Below are 18,468 nucleotides of genomic sequence, written 5' to 3' on the forward strand. Positions count from 1 at the left end.
GCTACATTTTTTGGTATTTGGAGCGGATCACCATAAACACGCCGTAGGCGATCAGGCCGACGGCGACGACGCCGAGGATCCACGCGCCATACGGCTGGTCCTGCAGGGACTTCAATGCGCCGTCCAGGCCGGTGGATTCTTCGGGATTGTTCTTCACCGTCGCCACAATGAACAGCAAACCCAGCACCAGCAGGGCAACACCCTTGGCGATGTAACCCACCATGCCGAGGCGGATCACTGAGTCGCCCGCGCCATTCCCGGGCAGCCCGGACAGATTCTTGGTGAAGTGTCTGGTGGCACCGCTGTAGACGAAGTAGCCACCGACCACCATCACTGCGGCCCCAACAGCCATCAGTAGGATCGAACCGGCGGGGTTGGACATGAGGGAGGCGCTCAGGTTTTGGGTGCTTTCGCTGCTGTCCCTGCCGCCACCCGCGGCGTAGGTGGCGAAGGTGCCGCCGATGACACCATAGGCGACCGCTTTGGCGCCGTTCTTGGCGCGGAACTTGAGCTTGTCGGAATCTTTGAGGCCGCGGGCGCCGAAGAACACCTCGCTGACCGAGAACAGTGCCAGCGCGATCGAGCCAATGGCGCATCCCCAGAGGAGCAGTGCTCCACCTGGGCCGTCGCCCAGAGCACTGATTGCCCCGCTTTGATCAGCGCTGCCGGACCCGCCCATCGCCACGCGGAGCGCGATCACGCCGATCAGAAGGTGGAGCAGACCGGCGGCGATGTAGCCAGCCCGGGCCGCGATCTCAAATGCCTTGGACTCCGATACGTCCTCGGCGGCGTCCACTGCCTTATCTGCCTGGCGTTTTGCCTCGCTCATGGTGCGCTCCTGCGGTTGGTGTCCTCCCATCCTGCCATTAGTTCGCGGTACGCTCGCCCTATGGATCCAGTTGGTCTGCGGGAGTTGTGTCTGGCGCTGCCGGGCACCTTCGAGGACTTCCCTTTCGGCCCTGCAGCATCGGTGTTCAAGGTGAAAGCCCCTGGGGGTGCCGCGAAGATGTTCGCCCTATCCGATCTGTCGGACCCGCAGCTGTCAGTGAGCCTGAAGTGTGAGCCGCTACTGGCGGAGCAGTTGCGCGCCGCGCACCCGGAAATTGTGGGCGCCTACCACCTCAACAAGACCCACTGGAATGGTGTGTCGTGCACCGGTAGCCTCCCGGACCCGATGATCCGCGACATGATTGAGGATTCCTATGACCTTGTGGTGGCATCCCTGCCAACGCGAGACCGCGTGATGCTCGGCTGGAGCAGATGGGCAGCAGATGACGACACCTAGTTTCACGTATGAGCCTGTTGGATGGAGTCAGCGCGGTGAGTCCCCGGATGGTTTTCGGCAGGTCAACCGCCGGGTCCGGGTCGGTACAGGGCACGCCGCGTATGTCCGCCTGGCGGACGGCATCCTGTCCTGGCAGCTGCACCGCGGCGCCGGGTTGAGTGTGCCCCCGGACCAGGGTCGCGCCGTCGTCGGCCGCGACGTGGTACCCGGGTTCGGCGTGGGCCGGTTGCGGCTGCCCGCGCCGTGCCGGGTGGTGTGGGTCGAGGAGCCGGCCGATGCCGGCGGCGGCGCGCAGCGGGCCGGGTTTGGGTACGGCACGTTGCCGGGCCACCCGGCGCGCGGTGAAGAGGCCTTCATCGCCATCCTCGATGCGGACGATGCCGTCTACTTCGAGGTGTTTGCCTTCAGCCGGCACGCCAACTGGTTCTTTACGCTCGGCGCACCCGTGGCCCGGTTCTGCCAGGAACTTGTCACCCGCCGGTACCTTTCCACCGCGCAGCGCCTGGCCAGCTAGCTTCCGGGCCCCTAATCCGCGGGCGTCCGAATCCGCTAGCGCCCCCGATCCCGGCAAACGCCCCAGATATCGGCGGACGCCCCTAATATATCGGGGGCGTTCGCCGTTTTGTGGGGCGGCTGCCGGGATCGGGCGCGGTGGACGGTCAGGCGAAGTGCGCTGGCAGGGTCCACTCATGGGCTGCACGCAGCTCATCCAGCGGCAGGGCGAAGTGGCCCTGCACGTCAAGGGCGCCGCTTTCGACGTCGACCACGCCGATCCGCAGGTGCGGGTAGTTGCGTGCCGTGCACATGTCGTTGAACCGGACCTCTTCGGAGCGGGCGACGCTGACGACGGCGCGCCCCTGCGACTCGGAGAACAGTGCGGTGAACGGGTCGATGCCGTCGCGCTCGCATAGCTCATCGATCCCGATCCGCGCGCCGACGCCGAAGCGCAGGGCAGCCTCGGACAGTGCAGCGGCGAGCCCGCCCTCGGACAGGTCGTGGGCGGCGTCGATCATGCCGTCACGGGAGGAGTTGATCAGGATGGCGGCCAGGGTCTTCTCCGCCGTCAGGTCGGCCGCCGGCGGCTGCCCGCCGAGGTGGCCGCGCAGGTTGGCCCACTCAGAGCCGTCCAGCTCATTCCGGGTGGTGCCAAGCAGGTAGACGGCCTGCCCGTCATCACGCCAGCCTGAGGGAGTGCGGCGGGCGACGTCGTCAAACACGCCGAGCACTCCGACCACCGGCGTGGGGTGGATGGGCACGCCGCCGGTCTGGTTGTAGAGGGACACGTTGCCGCCGGTGACCGGGACACCGAGTTCCTGGCAGGCGTCCGCGAGGCCGCGCACCGTCTCGGCGAACTGCCACATCACCTCGGGGTCCTCTGGGGAGCCGAAGTTCAGGCAGTCCGTGACGGCCAGCGGTTTGGCGCCGGTGGTGGCGACGTTCCGGTAGGCCTCGGCGAGGGCCAGACGGGCGCCCTCGTAAGGGTTCAGGTAGGAGTAGCGGCCGTTCGCGTCGGTGGAGATAGCGACGCCCAGGCCGGTTTCCTCATCCACGCGGACCACGCCGGCGTCGTCGGGCATGGCCAGAGCGGTGTTGCCCTGCACAAACCTGTCGTACTGGTTGGTGATCCATTCCTTCGAGCACATGTTCGGTGACGCCATCAGCTCCAGCACGGCGGCGCGGAGGGCATCGCCGTCCGCTGGCCGGTCGCCGTCGAACGTGTTGTCCTGCAACGCGTCGAGCCAGGCTGGGCGGTGGAAGGGCCGGTTGTAGACGGGTCCGTCGTGGGCGACGGTCCGGGGGTCGACGTCGACAATCTTCTCGCCGTCCCATTCAATGATGAGCCGGCCAGTGTCGGTGACCTCGCCGAGCCACGAGTACTCAACGTTCCACTTGTCCATGATGGCTTCGAACGCGGCCGCGTTGGCCGGGGTGACGACCGCCATCATGCGTTCCTGCGACTCGGACATCAGGATCTCGCCCGGTGTCAAGGAAGGATCGCGCAACAGCACATCGGTCAGCTCCACGTGCATGCCGCCGTCGCCGTTGGACGCCAGTTCAGAGGTGGCGCAGGAGATCCCGGCCGCGCCGAGATCCTGGATGCCCTCCACCACTGAGGCCTTGAACAGCTCAAGGCAGCACTCGATGAGGACCTTCTCGGCAAACGGGTCGCCCACCTGCACCGCGGGGCGCTTGGACGGCTTGTCGGCGTCGAACGACTCGGAGGCCAGCACCGAGGCGCCGCCGATCCCGTCGCCGCCGGTGCGGGCGCCGAAGAGGACCACCTTGTTGCCCACGCCGGAGGCGTTGGCCAGGCGGATGTCCTCGTGCCGCAGGACGCCGACAGCCAGTGCATTGACCAGTGGGTTGCCTTGGTAGACGGAGTCGAAGACCACTTCACCGCCAATGTTCGGCAGGCCGAGGGAGTTCCCGTACCCGCCGATGCCGGACACGATGCCGTGCACCAGACGTGGGGTGTCGGCGTGGTCGATGGCACCGAACCGCAGCGGATCCATGATCGCGACCGGACGGGCGCCCATCGAGATGATGTCACGCACAATGCCGCCGACGCCGGTCGCTGCACCCTGGTAGGGCTCCACGAAGGAGGGGTGGTTATGGGATTCCACCTTGAAGGTGACGGCCCAGCCGTCGCCGATGTCGACGACGCCGGCGTTCTCGCCGATGCCTACCAGGAGGTGCTCCTTCATGGCGTCGGTGACCTTGTCCCCGAACTGCGCCAGGTGCACCTTCGAGGACTTGTAGGAGCAGTGTTCGCTCCACATCACCGAGTACATGGCCAACTCCGCGGCGGTAGGGCGGCGACCGAGGATCTCGACGACCCGGTTGAACTCGTTCTCCTTCAGCCCGAGAGCCGCCCAGGGAAGTTCGACGTCGGGAGTCTCGGCGGCGTGCGCTACGGTGTCGATGTTGAATTTGCGGGCCTCAGCGGGCGCGCCGGAGCTATTGAAGGTCACTACTTAACCAGCTTCTTGAGTACAGAGGTGAATATTCCTAGACCGTCGGTGCCACCGCGGACGCCGACCTGCCCGGTCGCTGAGGAGTCGGGACCGAAGCCGGCCTCGACCGCGTGCTCGGGGTGCGGCATCAAGCCCACCACGTTTCCGGCGGCGTTAGAGATTCCGGCAATGTCGCGGCGGGACCCATTGGGATTGCCGCCGACGTAGCGGAACACTACCCGGCCTTCGCCCTCCAGTTCGTCGAGGGTGCGTTCGTCGGCAACAAACTGGCCGTCCTGGTTCTTTAGAGGAACCACGATCTCGTCTCCGGTGGCGTAGGAAGCGGTCCACGCGGTGGTGGAGTTCTCCACGCGCAGGCGTTGGTCCTGGCAGAGGAAGTGCAGGTGGTTGTTCTTGATCATGGAGCCAGGCAGCAGGTGAGCTTCGGTGAGGACCTGGAATCCGTTGCAGATTCCCAGCACTGGCAGTGCGTTTTCGCCACCCGAGGCGGCGGCGGTGATCTGTTCCATCAGCGGCGCGAAGCGGGAGATGGCGCCGGCGCGCAGGTAGTCGCCGTAGGAGAAACCACCGGGAATGACGACGGCGTCAACGTCCTGAAGGTCGTGGTCGCCATGCCAGAGGGGGACGGCGGTGCCACCGGCGAGGCGCACCGCGCGGGCGGCATCACGGTCGTCGAGGGAGCCCGGGAAGGTGACAATCCCGACCCGGACCAAATCCAGCGCCGCCCCAGTCTCCGATGCGAGCACCTGGGTCACTTCGCGGCCTCGCCGGGTCCGTCGGTGAGCACCTCAACGCGGGTGACGTCTTCGATGACCGGGTTGGACAGAAGGGTGGCTGCAGCGGCGCGTGCCTGCTCCAGCAGTTCCTCGGTCACCTCGCCGTCAACGGTGAGTTCGAAGCGCTTACCTTGACGGACCCCGGAGAACCCGGTAAAGCCCAACCGCGGCAGCGCACCCGCAATGGCCTTGCCCTGCGGGTCAAGAATCTCGGGTTTAGGCATGACGTCAACAATTATCCGGGGCATCCGGTTACTCCTGGGCTCAAGGTGCGTTAAATGCAGTGGCTTCGGAGGTGCCGTCTCACGCTGAGAAGAAGTGGTGAATCCAGCGCTCCGCGAGCTTGCCTGGCCAGTCTACCGGGGATCACTGCAGCCCGTTATTTCGGGCGGCGGGGGAGGGCGTTCGGCGGGACACCAGGCTACAGGGCGCCCGCGCCGCCGGGGCCCCCGAGCAGCGGCGCAAACATGGTCCACCGGGCAATCTCGCAGCCGTTCTCCCGGGAGAAGCTTGCCTTGACCTGTTCTCCGGCAACAGTGCCTTTCACGACGGCGGTCTCCGGACCGCCGTATTGCTGGGTGCACATGGCGCCGGGTTCCGGCGCGGCCATGATCAGGTCACCGTGCGAGGTGAGCACCTCGCAGGCCGCGGCGGGGTCCGGTAACTCGGATTCCCCAACGGGCGCACCGGCGGTGCACCCCAGCTCATAGGTGACCGGTTCGGCGTCGTCGTCGGCGGTCACGATAATGGTGAGGTGAGAGTCAGCGGCGGGGCCGACGCTTGCCGACGGCTCGGGATCTGTTCTCGGCGCCTGCGTGGTCGGGTCGCCGGGTGCTGACCCCGGCGGTGTGCCTCCGCCGGCACCGCAGCCGGTGAGCAGCGCCAGGAGCATGCCAGCACCGGCCAGGACGCCCAGCGGCGTCGACGGCTGGCGGGAGAGGTCTTCGCGGATCATGGAATCTCTCCTTCTCCTGCCGACGAGCTCTTGTGGCCCGGTGGCTCTGCGTTCGGTGGCCCCTTTGGCCCGGTGGCCCTGAGGGACCTTTACTAGCTCAACGCTGACCCATTCCCGGTCAGTTCCACGTTCGCCAAAGCGGTGCCCAATCGTTGCCGAAGGTGCTGGGACTCGTCGGAGAAGCCGCGCTGCAGACGGGCATACTCGGAGCGGCCCCTGGGTGTTTCGACGCGGATCGGGCCATAGCCCCACGCGTCGAGGTCGTAGGGTGAAGCCCGCATGTCCATTGCCCGGATCCGCCAGGCCAGTTCAAAGCAGTCCATCACCAGGGCGCTGGGGAGCAGGGGGGTGAGCTTGTACGCCCATTTGTACAGGTCCATGTTGGCATGCAGGCACCCGGGTTGTTCAAGGTCACGCTGCGTCACCCGGGTGGGTTGCAGCGCGTTCAGCGGAACCGCCTGCGGGGTGTAAAACCGGAAGGCGTCGAAGTGGGTGCAACTGATCTTGCTGTCTTCGACCAGCTGGTCGGTTCCCTCAGCCCCGAGCCGGAGTTCGAGGTACTCGTGGCGCACCCCATTGACCTGCGACCGGTACGCCATCGCCCACTCGTGCAGACCGAAACAACCCAGCTGCGCCCGCCGGGCCTGCGTGCGGCGGACAATGATCGCCGCGAAATGCAGCGCCTCCGCACGGTCGCGGCGGAACGCGTCAACGTCGGCGGTGACGGCGGCTACGTCCTTCTCCAGGGCCAGTTCCGTACGCTCGGCTCCAGTAAGCGTCCGGTAGTGCTTCCAGTCGGTCCGTTCGGCGGCTTCCGGGCCGGTGAGTACGACGCCGGCTCCCGGGTGCCAGCGCGACAGCTGGCCCGGTTTCTGGGTGTAGTAGGTGAACAGGAAGTCCTCAACCGGGTGCTTCAACCCGGCCGATCGCCGTTCCAGATATGGGCGCGCGAAGGGTTCCACCCGTGCCCGGTGTGATGCCGCAGCGTCGAGCCACTGTTCCCGTCGCAGCACTGTCAGGGTGTCCGGCCGGGCCGACGTCGTCGCACTGGTCGATAAGCTGCTCACCCCTTTAGTGTCTCACCGTGCCTACGTCCGGTCGAAGCGTGGGACCGGTCGCCCAGAGAGGATAATGGGAGCAGGAAGGCGTTGATCGACCAGCAGCGCGGAAGGAACACCATGGCAGGTAAGACCAGTTTTGTGCAACGGTTCATGAAGGCGACGGGGCGGGCTCGCGCAGTGTTCGGGCCGGCCCAGAGCAGTTCACTGGATCACCCCATGACCCAGGAGAACCAGGCGCTGCTGAAAGACCGTGAAGCCGAGGCGTCGCAGTGGGAAACGGTGAAGCGCCCGGACGGCAGCACCTACATTGTGCCCAAAAGCTAGCTGACCGGCTTTCGGCGGCGCCTTTTCCGTCCGTTGGCGGTAAAATTGTCGGCAGGCGTCTCGCGCGGAAAGAAGGCGGTTCGAATGAAAGATCACCCCGGAGCATCGTCACGCAGGTGGTTAAAAAACCCGGCCAAAGTCTTTATGGGCCCGGCGGAACGCAGCGATTCCAGCCTCCCCGTTATCCACCGGCATGACGAATTTGAGCAGGCGTCGGAGGTCGACCTTGCCGGATTTGAGGTGGAGCAGGACTCGACGGGGCACCACTACGCGGTGCGGAAAGAGCACCCGCCAGCACGAGCGCCCGAGCCACCAATGAAATACGACGACTGGTCAGGCAAGAAGGTCCTTCACACTGAGGATTAGCGCCCGGTGCCAGCGTGCACGGTGGCCACCGTTTCGCCGTCGAGGTCAAACGCCGCGTGGACGGCTCGGACCGCACGGTCCAGCAGGTCGGCATCGGTTACCACCGAGATGCGGATTTCCGACGTTGAAATCATGTCGATGTTCACCCCGGCGTCGGACAGAGCCTTGAAGAACCGGAAGGACACTCCGGGATTCGAGCGCATTCCCGCGCCGATCAGTGACAGCTTGCCGATCTTCTCGTTGTAGTCGACGCTTTCGTACCCCACCCGGTTCTGGGCAGCTTTCAGGGCGGCCAACGCTTCAGAACCCTCAACGATCGGTAGCGTGAAGGAAATGTCGGTGCGCCCGGACCCGTGCGTCGACACGTTCTGCACGATCATGTCGATGTTGGAATGCGCTCCAGCAACAATGCCGAAAATCTCCGCGGCCTTGCCGGGAATGTCGGGGACACCCACCACGGTGACCTTCGCTTCCGAACGGTCATGGGCGACGCCCGAGATGATGGGTTGTTCCATGGGATCTCCCTCTTGAATCTTGATCTGGTCGTCGGGGCTGGGCAGCACCCAGGTTCCTTCCCGCTCGCTGAACGAGGAGCGTACGTGCAGGCGGACCCCGAACCGACGTGCGTACTCGACGCTGCGCAGGTGCAGGATTTTCGCGCCTGACGCTGCCATTTCCAGCATTTCCTCGCTGGAAATCTGGTCGATCTTCCGGGCACTCGGCACCACTCGCGGGTCAGCGCTGTAGATGCCGTCGACGTCGGTATAGATTTCGCAGACATCCGCGCTGAGCGCTGCAGCCAACGCCACCGCCGTCGTATCCGACCCGCCACGGCCAAGCGTCGTGATGTCGTTGCTCTCACGGCTCATTCCCTGAAAGCCCGCGACAATGGCAACGTCGCCGCGGTCAATAGCGGTTCGGATCCGGTGCGGTGACACGGAAATGATGCGGGCGCGGCCATGGATGGCGTCGGTGATCATGCCGGCCTGACTGCCGGTGAATGACTGCGCAGACGCGCCGAGCCCCTGAATGCCCATCGCCAGCAGAGCCATGGAAATACGTTCGCCCGCGCTCAGGAGCATGTCCATTTCGCGGGGGTTGGCGACGACGTCGTTGGACACCTGTGCGGCCAGGTCGAGGAGCTCGTCGGTGCTGTCGCCCATCGCCGATACGACGACCACTACCTGGTGGCCAGCACGCTGGGTCTCGACGATCCGCTGCGCGACACGCTTGATGCCAGCAGCGTCCCCAACTGAGGAGCCACCAAACTTTTGGACGATCAAGCTCATGCGCACGCTCGCTGACGGATATGTGGGTGATGCCGTGCGACATCGTTGGCGCCGCGGTTGACGGTCCAAGTTTAGCCCTGCGGGATTTGCGTCAACCAATTGTGCGTCCGATTGTTCCGCCCAGCATCCCCTCAATGTGACGTAAGTCGCATAATGTTCAACTATGAACAACGAGTATGGGGGAATCGTTGCCAGGGGGATTGCGCGGAATTTCGGTTCCGTCGCAGCCATCAGGCACATCGACTTTGCGGCGCCGCCCGGGGAGGTGACAGCGCTGATCGGGCCCAACGGCTCGGGTAAAACGACTTTGCTACTGATCCTGGCCTCGCTGCTAGCGCCCGACAGCGGGACGCTCACCGTGGGCGGCGCGGACCCAATGCAGGATGCCGCCGCAGTGCGGCGCAGGGTCGGATGGATGCCCGACACCCTGGGGGTCTGGGAAACACTCACCGCAACCGAGATCCTCACCACGATGGGTTCGCTCTACGGGATGCCGGTCGACCGACGCCGTGACCGCGCAGCAGAGTTACTGGCGGCCGTCCGGCTTGAGGAGTTCGCAGACAAACCCGCACGGGTGCTGTCGCGCGGGCAGCAACAGCGGTTAAGCCTGGCCCGCGCGCTGATCCACGATCCTGCGGTGCTCCTCCTGGATGAGCCGGCGTCTGGGCTCGACCCTGGGTCCCGGGTGGACCTTCGCACCACACTGCGGTCCCTCGCGGATCAGGGAAAGACCATTGTGGTGTCAAGCCATGTGCTCTCCGAACTCGACGAGATCGCCGACCGGGCGGTGTTCATCAACCGGGGCGAGTCGGTCAAGAATCAGACGCTCGACGAGGCTGGCACCCAGATCCGCCGCTACTACATCCAGGCTGATCCCTTGCAGCCGCTGGCCGACGCGCTGGCCAGTCACGGCGTCGAGTTTGAGGTGCGGGGGGATTCGCGCCGCACCGAGTATCAGGTACTGGTCAGCAGCACTGACCAGGCGGCATGGCTCCTGCGCACCCTGGTCCTCGCCGACGTCGCCATCACTGCCTTCGCGCCAGCCGGCGGTGCCCTCGAAGAAACCTACATGAGCCTCGATACGGACAGACAATGAGTATCTCAATCACTGAGCAGCCGGGCTCCACCGGAGCGTCCTCCGACCTCGCCCTGACGTATTGGGGTGGAGTAAAAGCGGTGTTCGGCCTGGAAATGCGGCAACGGCTGCGGGCACGGGCCTGGTACATCATGCTGGTTGTCTGGTTCTTCGTCATCGGTCTGGTATTTCTGCTGGCGTCCCTGACGACGGCGTCGACCTTCGGGACGGGAGCCATCCTCTTTGACCTGGTGGTGGGCTTCGTCTTGTTCTTTGGGCTGCTGGTCGCGCCGGGACTCTCGGCAAATGCGGTCAATGGGGACCGTGCCGCCGGTACCCTCGCCATCCTGCAGATCACCTTGCTTACTCCCGGGCAGATTCTGTGGGGCAAGTGGCTTGCCTCGTGGGTGGCGTCGCTGGCCTTCCTGCTGGTCAGCACACCGTTCATCTTCTGGGCGCTCGCGCTGGGTGGGGTGAACCCGGCAGAGGCGTTTGTCTCGTTACTGATGCTCAGCATTGAGTTGGGCATTGTGTCGGCGATCGGCATCGGTATCTCGGCTCTGGCGAACCGCCCTCTGTTCTCCATCGTGACCACCTACATGGTGGTGGCACTGCTGGGCATCGGCACGCTGATCACGTTCGGGCTGAGCTACGCACTGGTCGAGGAAGACAACGTGGAGGTGTCCTACTCCTACATGGACTATCCACCTGGCACCGATTTCTCGGCAGAGATTCCACCGTCGGTGGAGATGGAATGCATCACCCGCACCGAGATTCAGACCGTGCACCACACCGAACGGACGGCCTGGCTGTTGGCAGCCAACCCCTTCGTCATCGTGGCCGACTCGGTGCCGTACTCTCGCGGTGGTGATTTTGGGCAGGTGTCTTCGCCGATGACCTCCGACGGATACGTCCAGCCCGGCGTGATGGAGGGCATCAGCGATGGGGTTCGTTTCCTGCAGGCTGGCCCCGACTATGAGACGACCTGCGAGGAAGCACAAGGTTTTGGCCGGGACCTCCCCGAAGGCGGATTCCCGATCTGGCCACTGGGTTTGGTGCTGCAGTCGGCGCTGGCGGGAGGCCTGCTATGGCTTGGACGCCGGAAGCTTGCCACTCCCGCCCGGCGGCTCGCGCAGGGGACGCGGATCGCCTGACCGGCGAAGGTGCTGGGTCAGGAGACGGTCCGGCGCCCCTCGAAGGCGCGGCCAAGGGTCACTTCGTCGGCGTATTCAAGGTCGCCGCCCACCGGTAGGCCGGAGGCCAGACGGGTCACTTTGACCCCGATGGTCTTCAGCATCCGCGCCAGGTAGGTGGCGGTCGCTTCTCCCTCGAGGTTCGGATCGGTGGCGATAATGACCTCTTCGATTTGATCGTCGGAGAGCCTGCTCAGAAGTTCCCGGATCCGGAGCTGATCGGGGCCGACACCCGCGATGGGATTGATGGCGCCGCCGAGCACGTGGTAGCGGCCCCTGAAGGATCGGGTGCGCTCCACCGCGATCACGTCCTTTGACTCTTCCACCACGCAGATCGCTGTTGGATCACGGCGCGGATCACGGCAGATCCCGCAGGTATCCTGTTCGGCGACATTGCCGCAGACCGAGCAGAATTTGACCCGTTCCTTGACCGTGACAATGGCGTTCACGAGGCGCTTGATGTCCTCGCCGTCGCCCTCGAGAATGTAGAAGGCAAGCCGCTGGGCCGACTTGGGCCCGACCCCCGGAAGGCGGCCCAGTTCGTCAATGAGCTCCTGGACTGCGCCTTCGTACACTGGACCTTCTTCTGGTTGTTAAATCCTTTGGGGCGGAACCCTACGGGCTGTCGACGCCGCGTTCCTCAATCAGCTTGCCGTTGAGGATGCGTTCGATGGCTGAGCGTCCAACCAGCCCTGACTCCTCGATGGTTTCATCATCGGCGCTTGGCTCGTCCTCAACGTAGGTCAAGTCTACGGCGCCGATACGCGGATTGGCCGCTTCCTCCTCCAGCCGCTTGCGCTCTGCCTCGTCGAGCAGGCGCTGATACCGGCTAAGCGGTTTCGCTGGGGGCGGGGCAACCTCCATCGCGGGAGCCACTGAGTGTTGTGGCGGGGCGGCGGCCTGCTGCTGTGGCTGTGCCTGCCGGGGTGCACTCGCCGGCTCGGGGGCGGGTGGGCGTTCAGGCGTTGGTTCCCGCACTAACACAGTGGCCTGTTCCGGCGTCGCGATCTTCGGTGTCGCTGGACGGCGAACAGGCGATGAGTGCTCCGGCTCAGCGCTGGCTGGTTCGGCTGTCTGCCAGGCGTTGCTTTCGGGTCCCAGATCATATTCATCGGAGGGCGGCTCAATCGAAGCCCACGAGTCATCAGGTTCGGCGGCGGAGGGCCGGCCCGGACGGGGGCGTTCGGTGTTCGGAACTCCAGAGGTGGCCCCGGTCGCGGGGGCGACGGACCCGGTATTCCATCGCGCGGGCGACGCACCGGCAGTGGCTGACTTCGGAGCCGCCGGGGGAGGGGGTGTCGGGGCGGGAGATTCAGGACTGTCCGGCTCCGAGGGTGATTCAGCGGTTGCTGGGGTGCCTGCTGACGGTTCTGGTTGGGGCGAGCTAGCCGGTGATGCCGGCGGTGGTGAGATGGGCGTCGCCGGCGGAAGCGATTGGCTTGGCTGGCGCGACTCGGGCATCGAGCTGCTGGGGGGCTCCGTCGGCGCCTGCCGACTAGTGGGTACTTTTGGGTTTGGCTCACCCGCTGGCGCTGCTCCATCATGAAGTACTTCAATAGTGACGTTCAAGGCGAGGATCTTGTGGATCGCCTGTTTCACATTATCCATATGGGTGCCGCGTTGGAAGGCGATGGCGTTCCCCTGCGTTGCGAAGGCGAGCACCAGCTGGTTTCCGTTCATGGTCCGCGGCTTGGCGTCGGGGTTGACGTTGAGCCAGGTGGTCCGCTTGATCCGGGCCAGTTCGTCCATGATCTCGGGCCACGCACGGCGGATCATCTCCACTTGCGGCGCGCCAGACGAGCCAGGAGCCGCTGTTGCCTCTCGCTGCGCAGATTCCGGTGCGTCAGGACCCGTAGTGGTCGGCGCGGAGGCCTCGGGTGCCGAAGCGCCCGGATCCGATGAAGCTGGAACCGGTGCGGTCGGCGACTTCTCGGCAGGGGCTGGCTCCTCTGGCCACGTCGAATCACTGGGCGCGATCTTTTCCGGTGCGGGGGTCGCGGTAGGCGGCGTTACCCGGGGGCTGCCTGGTGCGCTGGAGGTAGGAGTGGGTTCCTGCGCGTTGGCGCCCGGTCCGGCGGGCTGGTCGGCGACGGCTGCGGGGCCGGCATACTGCAGCCGACGTTCAATCCTGTCGACGCGTGCCAGGGTTCCCCGCTCGGTCTCGTCGGCGGCAGGCAACAAGATGCGCGCACACAAGAGCTCAAGGTGAAGGCGGGGGGAGGTGGCGCCGGTCATTTCCGTCAGGGCCGTATTGGTGATGTCGGCCGCACGGGAGAGCTCGCCGCGTCCCAGCTGGTTCGCCTGGGTGCGCATGCGATTCAGCTGGTCATCCGGGGTACCGCGAAGGATCGCTGCGGCGCTGTCCGGGACGGCGTTGACAATGATGAGGTCGCGGAACCGCTCAAGGAGATCCTCAACGAACCTGCGTGGGTCATGGCCCGTCTGGATCACGCGGTCGACGGCGCTGAACACCGTGCCGGCGTCGCCTGCTGCGAAAGCGTCGACGACGTCGTCGAGCAGCGAGGCGTGCGTGTACCCGAGGAGGGACACGGCCAGTTCGTAGTCGAGACCCTCCGGACCGGCCCCTGCCATGAGCTGGTCGAGGACCGAGAGGGAATCGCGTACCGAGCCGCCGCCGGCCCGGATCACGAGGGACAGCACCCCGGGCGCCACCGGGATGCCCTCCTGCTGGCAGAGGAGATCAAGGTACGCCAGCAGCGGCTCGGGCGGAACCAGCCGGAACGGGTAATGGTGGGTGCGGGACCGGATGGTGCCGATCACCTTGTCAGGTTCGGTCGTGGCGAAGATGAATTTGATGTGCTCGGGCGGCTCTTCAACGATCTTCAGCAGCGCGTTGAAGCCCGCCGACGTGACCATGTGGGCCTCATCAATGATGAAGATCTTGTACCGGTCGCGGACGGGCGCGAAAGTGGCGCGTTCCCTCAGGTCCCGGGCGTCGTCGACACCGCCATGGCTTGCGGCATCGATCTCAATCACGTCGAGACTTCCGGAGCCACCGCGGGCCAGCTCCACGCAACTGTCGCAAGCACCGCAGGGGACCGGGGTGGGGCCCTGGGCACAGTTAAGGCAGCGCGCCAGGATGCGTGCGGACGTGGTCTTGCCGCAGCCGCGGGGCCCGGAGAACAGGTAGGCGTGGTTGACCCTACCCTTCTCGATGGCAGCCATGAGGGGCTCAGTGACGTGCTCCTGGCCAATGACATCCGCGAAAGCTTCGGGACGGTATCGGCGGTAAAGGGCTGTGCTCACAGAAGAACCCTATCGGTTGGTGGTGACGTATTGCAGTGGTGGCATCAGGACAGGTCCTCGGGGTCGACCAGCCAGGCTTCGCGCGGCACTTCTGCGGGGTGAAACGCCTCCAGCGCTTCTGCCAGCGTACCCGCCGGGAGTCCTGCCGAACGAAGGATCAGATCCCTTACCCGGCCACTGCTCCACCCTTTTTCGGCGAGGGATTCCAGGGTGACGGCGCCGTCCCGTTTGGCGAGCCGCCGACCCTCCGGGTTCAGAGCCAGGGGAACATGCGCGTACTGAGGCGGCGTGATCCCCAGCAGCGTGGCGAGGTAAGCCTGCCGTGGCGCGGAGCTGAGAAGGTCATCGCCGCGGACCACCTGGTCCACCCCCTGGGCGTCATCGTCGACCACCACGGCCAGGTTGTAGGCGGGCACACCGTCGCTGCGGACAATGACGAAGTCATCCACCGATCCCGTGTACTCGCCGTGCAATTGATCGGGAACCGTCCACGAGATGACCCGCGACCGTAATCGAAGCGCCGGCGGACGGTCAGGTCGCCTGGTGCGGGCCGACGGCGTGAGGGCACGGCAGGTGCCCGGGTAGGAGCCGGGCAGGCCGTGCGGCGCGGTTGCTGCCTCGGCGATGTCCCGACGGGTGCAGAAGCACTCGTACAGCAGGCCAGCATGTCGCAGGGATTCGATTGCGTCCTGGTACCGGGGAAGGCGCTCGCTTTGGCGAACCGGCCTCCCATCCCAGTCAATCCCGACGGCGGCCAGCTCGGCGAGCTGCGCATCCTCGGCTCCAGCACGGACGCGATCCAGGTCCTCGATCCGCAGGAGGAACGTCCGTGCGGTGCTGCGCGCGAACAGCCAGGCGAGCATAGCGGTGCGAAGATTTCCCAGGTGCAGCTCCCCGGAGGGGCTGGGTGCGAAGCGTCCGGCGCCGGGGCTGTTCATCGGTGCTCCTGAAGCGTCAGGGAATGAGAAGACCCCCCATGCACCTGCCAGAGCCCGCTTACCCTTGCTACCTTCCGGTCCTGGGGGAGTTCACAGGGTGACACCACATGAGGGGCCGGAAAAGAGTCTACAGGAATCCGGCGGTCAGCTTCGAACTGGGCTATCGGCCGGGCCGAGGGCTCAAATGCCGGCCTAGGACCGGTCGGCGGCGCGTCGGGTAACGGTTCTTTCTGGTGGTGTGGGGCGGGGTCACCCGACGGCGATTCGTTAGATCGTTCTCCGTTGGGTAGTCTGGTATCTGCTCCAAACTAGGAGGATTCGCCTAGCGGCCTATGGCGCACGCCTGGAACGCGTGTTGGGTTAACGCCCTCGGGGGTTCAAATCCCCCATCCTCCGCACTAGAAAAAAGCACCCTCAGCCTCGGCTGGGGGTGCTTTTCCTTTGGGCCAAGCCGGCACAGATGCCCATCCATTGGCCAGCTTTACTGCGCATGAGCGTTCATGCGCAGTAAAAGCCCGGTCTTAGCGAGCAGCCCTGCAGCTTGCCCGGATGCTACCTCCCACGCCGTGGCGGGTTGGCCTCGGCGTCGGTGCCGCGCAGCCGTGCCAGCCGACGGAGTGCGGCAGCCTCGCTGGGCCCCTCAGGTCCAAGACCCATCCGGACGATAAGCATCACTAGCCGGGTTGCTGTACGAACAGGCAGCGGGATCGGTCCGAGGGATGGCACGCGGAGCCCGAGTAGTTCCCGGTGGCGCGGCTCGAGAGTGGCTACCGCCCCGGCAAACAGGACCTGGTATCCCAGCCGCTGTGACGCCGGTAGTGGCGGACGTTTGATGTACCGGAGGGCTTCGGTGACCTGCGGGCCGCAGACGAGTTCGCCGTCGAACGCGGCCAGCTGGGCGGCCAGCTCCACGGTGGACTCCGGCGGATCGGTGACCCCCATCAGTCGCCCCGCCTGGGCCCATTCAGCCACGTAGCTGTCAGCGCCACCGGGAATTTTCGGCCCGTAGGCAAGGTGTGAGGCGAGGAACGCGTCGGTGAAAGCCAGATGCACCCAGCGCAGCAGATCCGGGGACGCCGCGGAATAGGGCTGAGTGGCGCCCCTGCTGTCGGTGTAGGTCCCCGAGACCCGCCGGTGCAGCCGCTGCACCCAGGCGGAGCCGCCCCTGGCCGCCGCGGCAGACCCATAGGTGACGGTGAAGATCCACTGGATGGTGCCGGCAAGGCGCCCGAGGGGGTCTTCGCGGTAGCGGGAAAAGTCGTGGACGCCCGCCATCGCCCCCGGGTGCAGGGCCTGTAGGAGTAGCGCGCGGATGCCGCCGACCAGGGGAGTCATGGAGCCGTGAACTGCCCAGGCCGCTGACGACGGCGGGAAGTAGCCGACATCGTCGCCCTCGTCGAGCTTCTCAGCCCAGGATGGAGGGGCCTCCGCGTTGCCGGTGAAGGTTTTGCGGAGCTGTGTTCGCCAGGTGCTGATAAGGGAGGCCACGCTCTCATTATTGCGCAGGCCCATCCGCGGACTGCTACCGTACGAATGCTAAGCAGTCGCCTACCGGGAGTAACCATGTCACCAAAGAATCTGCATTCCATTCCTTTGACCATGAATGACGGCACCGAGAAGTCGTTCGGGGAATTCAAAGGCCAGACGGTGATGGTGGTGAATGTCGCGTCGAAGTGCGGGTACACCCCACAGTATGGTGGGCTGGAGAACCTGTATCAGAAGTATCGCGATCAGGGGTTTGTGGTGGTCGGGGTGCCCTGCAACCAGTTCATGAGCCAGGAGCCCGGCACCGACGAGGACATTCAGTCCTTCTGCTCCACCACCTACGACGTCACCTTCCCGCTGACCAAAAAGGCTGACGTGCGCGGCAAGAACCAGCACCCTTTGTACTCGGAGCTGACCAAGTTCAAGAACGGGATCCTACCCGGACTGGTGAAGTGGAATTTCGAGAAGTTCCTGATCAACGATCGGGGCTCGGTGGTGGCGCGCTTCGCCCCGACCGTTGACCCTGAGTCGGAAGAGGTTGTCGCGGCCATCGAGGACGCGCTCGGCAAAGCGGCCTAGCTGGCTGGTGGCTCGTGACCGGCCTCCCGGAGGGACCGCACGCAGCCCGCGAGGAAGGCGGCACCGGCGTCGTCGTTGGTCAGGTGGTCCTCGGTGAGCACTGGGTAGGGGGTCGCGGGAACGCCGTCGGCGGGCCGGACGTCGACATGGGCGACGTCATACCCGTGTTCGTGGAGATAATCGGCCATCGCGTAGTCGGTGCGTGAATCCCCGACGGTCCGCCACCGGGACGGAATGGTGTGGAGCAGGGCCAGGGCCCGCTCGGCGCCGAGGTCCTTGCCCAGGCGGACCGACTCGATATCGGTGGAGATGATGGTCGGATCGATCCTGAAGTCAATGTTGTCGTCGCTGTCCGGGGCATGGTGGGCCAACCGGCACACTCCCATCCCGAAGGAACGCATCAGGGCCAGCGCATCCGCGTCGAATCCGGCCTGCTCCGCCAGGTAGTCGGTGTTGTCCACGTCTATGTGCTGTTCCGCCGAGACCATCGCATACTTGGTCTCGTCGAAAAACATGTGGGCCGAGTATTTCTTTCCCACAAGGTCGCGGATCTTTGCCCCGAACTCCTTCGGCAGCGCGAGCGACTGATCGACGTGCAGTTCGCCGGCTCCTGAGCGGTCAAAGCTGAACCAGACCCCGCCCTTCTCGCAAATGGCGTGGAACACCACGCCCTCCGGAATCCCGGCCGCGAGCATCGGTTCCATCACCTCGCTGCGGATAAACGAATCGGACCGTCCGGTGTTGAAGATGACCGGCCACCCCGCGGCGGCGAGGGTGATTAGATCGGCGATGATTCCCGGGCGCACGGTCCGGGTCACGGGACTCGCGATCGGCCCGTCGACGTCCAGCAGAAGTCCGGTGCGCAGGTGTGCATCTGTATCGGGCATAGGTCAATTCTCC

Annotated in this window: 19 protein-coding genes, 1 tRNA gene and 1 other RNA gene; 8 read left to right on the top strand and 13 right to left on the bottom strand. The window is 65.3% G+C overall.

All coding sequences use genetic code 11. The features are described 5' to 3' along the window. Position 1 precedes the first annotated feature (1 nt). Positions 2 to 829: a DUF1206 domain-containing protein gene (locus ACX80A_RS05775; protein WP_459258721.1), complete on the bottom strand. Its 828-nt coding sequence runs from the start codon at positions 827 to 829 to the stop codon at positions 2 to 4. A gap of 60 nt (positions 830 to 889) precedes the next feature. Here ACX80A_RS05775 and ACX80A_RS05780 point away from each other — a divergent pair, with 60 nt between their 5' ends. Next, positions 890 to 1,285 (top strand): MmcQ/YjbR family DNA-binding protein, encoded by a 396-nt coding sequence (locus ACX80A_RS05780; protein WP_459258722.1) that lies wholly within the window; start codon positions 890 to 892, stop codon positions 1,283 to 1,285. After that, positions 1,272 to 1,799, top strand: a complete 528-nt coding sequence (locus tag ACX80A_RS05785; RefSeq protein ID WP_459258723.1) for a DUF1990 family protein — start codon at positions 1,272 to 1,274, stop codon at positions 1,797 to 1,799. The genes ACX80A_RS05780 and ACX80A_RS05785 overlap by 14 nt, the downstream gene beginning before the upstream one ends. Before the next feature lie 145 nt (positions 1,800 to 1,944). Here ACX80A_RS05785 and purL read toward each other — a convergent pair whose 3' ends face one another. The 5 genes from purL to ACX80A_RS05810 all read right to left on the bottom strand — a co-directional run bounded on the left by purL (position 1,945) and on the right by ACX80A_RS05810 (position 7,058). Then, positions 1,945 to 4,257, bottom strand: a complete 2,313-nt coding sequence (gene purL, locus ACX80A_RS05790; protein WP_459258724.1) for a phosphoribosylformylglycinamidine synthase subunit PurL — start codon at positions 4,255 to 4,257, stop codon at positions 1,945 to 1,947. Further along, complete coding sequence (gene purQ, locus ACX80A_RS05795; RefSeq protein WP_459258725.1) at positions 4,257 to 5,015, bottom strand: phosphoribosylformylglycinamidine synthase subunit PurQ; 759 nt, start codon at positions 5,013 to 5,015, stop codon at positions 4,257 to 4,259. Before purQ ends, purL begins: the two co-directional genes overlap by 1 nt. Next, positions 5,012 to 5,284 (bottom strand): phosphoribosylformylglycinamidine synthase subunit PurS, encoded by a 273-nt coding sequence (purS, locus tag ACX80A_RS05800; RefSeq protein WP_459258726.1) that lies wholly within the window; start codon positions 5,282 to 5,284, stop codon positions 5,012 to 5,014. Before purS ends, purQ begins: the two co-directional genes overlap by 4 nt. A 173-nt stretch (positions 5,285 to 5,457) precedes the next feature. Further along, the gene (locus ACX80A_RS05805; RefSeq protein ID WP_459258727.1) at positions 5,458 to 5,991 is read right to left on the bottom strand and encodes a subtilase-type protease inhibitor; all 534 of its coding nucleotides are present in this window, start codon (positions 5,989 to 5,991) and stop codon (positions 5,458 to 5,460) included. A 92-nt stretch (positions 5,992 to 6,083) separates the two neighbouring features. Next, complete coding sequence (locus ACX80A_RS05810) at positions 6,084 to 7,058, bottom strand: 3-methyladenine DNA glycosylase (protein WP_459258728.1); 975 nt, start codon at positions 7,056 to 7,058, stop codon at positions 6,084 to 6,086. Between the two features lie 111 nt (positions 7,059 to 7,169). On the opposite strand from ACX80A_RS05810, the gene ACX80A_RS05815 reads away from it, so the two are divergent. Continuing rightward, on the top strand, positions 7,170 to 7,376 hold the full coding sequence (locus ACX80A_RS05815) for a hypothetical protein (RefSeq protein WP_459258729.1): 207 nt from the start codon (positions 7,170 to 7,172) through the stop codon (positions 7,374 to 7,376). A gap of 84 nt (positions 7,377 to 7,460) precedes the next feature. Next, positions 7,461 to 7,742 (top strand): hypothetical protein, encoded by a 282-nt coding sequence (locus ACX80A_RS05820; RefSeq protein ID WP_459258730.1) that lies wholly within the window; start codon positions 7,461 to 7,463, stop codon positions 7,740 to 7,742. Here ACX80A_RS05820 and ACX80A_RS05825 read toward each other — a convergent pair. Further along, positions 7,739 to 9,031, bottom strand: a complete 1,293-nt coding sequence (locus tag ACX80A_RS05825; protein ID WP_459258731.1) for an aspartate kinase — start codon at positions 9,029 to 9,031, stop codon at positions 7,739 to 7,741. The genes ACX80A_RS05820 and ACX80A_RS05825 overlap by 4 nt on opposite strands. Before the next feature lie 163 nt (positions 9,032 to 9,194). Between ACX80A_RS05825 and ACX80A_RS05830 the strand changes: the two genes are divergently transcribed. Both ACX80A_RS05830 and ACX80A_RS05835 read left to right on the top strand, forming a co-directional pair. After that, positions 9,195 to 10,127: an ABC transporter ATP-binding protein gene (locus ACX80A_RS05830; protein WP_459258732.1), complete on the top strand. Its 933-nt coding sequence runs from the start codon at positions 9,195 to 9,197 to the stop codon at positions 10,125 to 10,127. Beyond that, the gene (locus tag ACX80A_RS05835) at positions 10,124 to 11,260 is read left to right on the top strand and encodes an ABC transporter permease (RefSeq protein WP_459258733.1); all 1,137 of its coding nucleotides are present in this window, start codon (positions 10,124 to 10,126) and stop codon (positions 11,258 to 11,260) included. Before ACX80A_RS05830 ends, ACX80A_RS05835 begins: the two co-directional genes overlap by 4 nt. Before the next feature lie 17 nt (positions 11,261 to 11,277). Here ACX80A_RS05835 and recR read toward each other — a convergent pair whose 3' ends face one another. The 4 genes from recR to ffs form a co-directional block, all read right to left on the bottom strand. Beyond that, positions 11,278 to 11,874, bottom strand: coding sequence for a recombination mediator RecR (gene recR, locus ACX80A_RS05840; protein ID WP_459258734.1), 597 nt, complete (start codon positions 11,872 to 11,874; stop codon positions 11,278 to 11,280). A gap of 40 nt (positions 11,875 to 11,914) precedes the next feature. Beyond that, a complete protein-coding gene (locus ACX80A_RS05845; protein ID WP_459258735.1) occupies positions 11,915 to 14,566 on the bottom strand; it encodes a DNA polymerase III subunit gamma and tau in 2,652 nt (883 codons plus the stop codon). A gap of 44 nt (positions 14,567 to 14,610) precedes the next feature. Beyond that, positions 14,611 to 15,504, bottom strand: a complete 894-nt coding sequence (gene gluQRS, locus ACX80A_RS05850) for a tRNA glutamyl-Q(34) synthetase GluQRS (protein WP_459258736.1) — start codon at positions 15,502 to 15,504, stop codon at positions 14,611 to 14,613. Positions 15,505 to 15,528: 24 nt separating this feature from the next. Further along, positions 15,529 to 15,624, bottom strand: an RNA gene (gene ffs, locus ACX80A_RS05855) — signal recognition particle sRNA small type. 191 nt (positions 15,625 to 15,815) lie between these two features. On the opposite strand from ffs, the gene ACX80A_RS05860 reads away from it, so the two are divergent. Then, positions 15,816 to 15,900: transfer RNA gene (locus tag ACX80A_RS05860), tRNA-Ser, on the top strand. A 156-nt stretch (positions 15,901 to 16,056) separates the two neighbouring features. Here the strand turns inward: ACX80A_RS05860 and ACX80A_RS05865 are convergent. After that, positions 16,057 to 16,992 (bottom strand): oxygenase MpaB family protein, encoded by a 936-nt coding sequence (locus tag ACX80A_RS05865; RefSeq protein WP_459258737.1) that lies wholly within the window; start codon positions 16,990 to 16,992, stop codon positions 16,057 to 16,059. Between the two features lie 75 nt (positions 16,993 to 17,067). Between ACX80A_RS05865 and ACX80A_RS05870 the strand changes: the two genes are divergently transcribed. After that, positions 17,068 to 17,568: a glutathione peroxidase gene (locus ACX80A_RS05870; protein WP_459258738.1), complete on the top strand. Its 501-nt coding sequence runs from the start codon at positions 17,068 to 17,070 to the stop codon at positions 17,566 to 17,568. Here ACX80A_RS05870 and ACX80A_RS05875 read toward each other — a convergent pair. Then, a complete protein-coding gene (locus tag ACX80A_RS05875) occupies positions 17,565 to 18,455 on the bottom strand; it encodes a hypothetical protein (protein ID WP_459258739.1) in 891 nt (296 codons plus the stop codon). The two genes, ACX80A_RS05870 and ACX80A_RS05875, sit on opposite strands and share 4 nt — an antisense overlap. Between the last annotated feature and the right edge of the window lie 13 nt (positions 18,456 to 18,468).

This window comes from Arthrobacter sp. TMN-50 (genome assembly GCF_054511125.1).

What these genes read in the sequence shown, in the direction of transcription:
- ACX80A_RS05775 (WP_459258721.1), bottom strand. Translation starts at nt 829, where the DNA reads ATGAGCGAGGCAAAACGCCAGGCAGATAAGGCAGTGGACGCCGCCGAG.
- ACX80A_RS05780 (WP_459258722.1), top strand. Translation starts at nt 890, where the DNA reads ATGGATCCAGTTGGTCTGCGGGAGTTGTGTCTGGCGCTGCCGGGCACC.
- ACX80A_RS05785 (WP_459258723.1), top strand. Translation starts at nt 1,272, where the DNA reads ATGACGACACCTAGTTTCACGTATGAGCCTGTTGGATGGAGTCAGCGC.
- purS (WP_459258726.1), bottom strand. Translation starts at nt 5,284, where the DNA reads ATGCCCCGGATAATTGTTGACGTCATGCCTAAACCCGAGATTCTTGAC.
- ACX80A_RS05805 (WP_459258727.1), bottom strand. Translation starts at nt 5,991, where the DNA reads ATGATCCGCGAAGACCTCTCCCGCCAGCCGTCGACGCCGCTGGGCGTC.
- ACX80A_RS05815 (WP_459258729.1), top strand. Translation starts at nt 7,170, where the DNA reads ATGGCAGGTAAGACCAGTTTTGTGCAACGGTTCATGAAGGCGACGGGG.
- ACX80A_RS05820 (WP_459258730.1), top strand. Translation starts at nt 7,461, where the DNA reads ATGAAAGATCACCCCGGAGCATCGTCACGCAGGTGGTTAAAAAACCCG.
- ACX80A_RS05825 (WP_459258731.1), bottom strand. Translation starts at nt 9,031, where the DNA reads ATGAGCTTGATCGTCCAAAAGTTTGGTGGCTCCTCAGTTGGGGACGCT.
- ACX80A_RS05830 (WP_459258732.1), top strand. Translation starts at nt 9,195, where the DNA reads ATGAACAACGAGTATGGGGGAATCGTTGCCAGGGGGATTGCGCGGAAT.
- ACX80A_RS05835 (WP_459258733.1), top strand. Translation starts at nt 10,124, where the DNA reads ATGAGTATCTCAATCACTGAGCAGCCGGGCTCCACCGGAGCGTCCTCC.
- gluQRS (WP_459258736.1), bottom strand. Translation starts at nt 15,504, where the DNA reads ATGAACAGCCCCGGCGCCGGACGCTTCGCACCCAGCCCCTCCGGGGAG.
- ACX80A_RS05870 (WP_459258738.1), top strand. Translation starts at nt 17,068, where the DNA reads ATGTCACCAAAGAATCTGCATTCCATTCCTTTGACCATGAATGACGGC.
- ACX80A_RS05875 (WP_459258739.1), bottom strand. Translation starts at nt 18,455, where the DNA reads ATGCCCGATACAGATGCACACCTGCGCACCGGACTTCTGCTGGACGTC.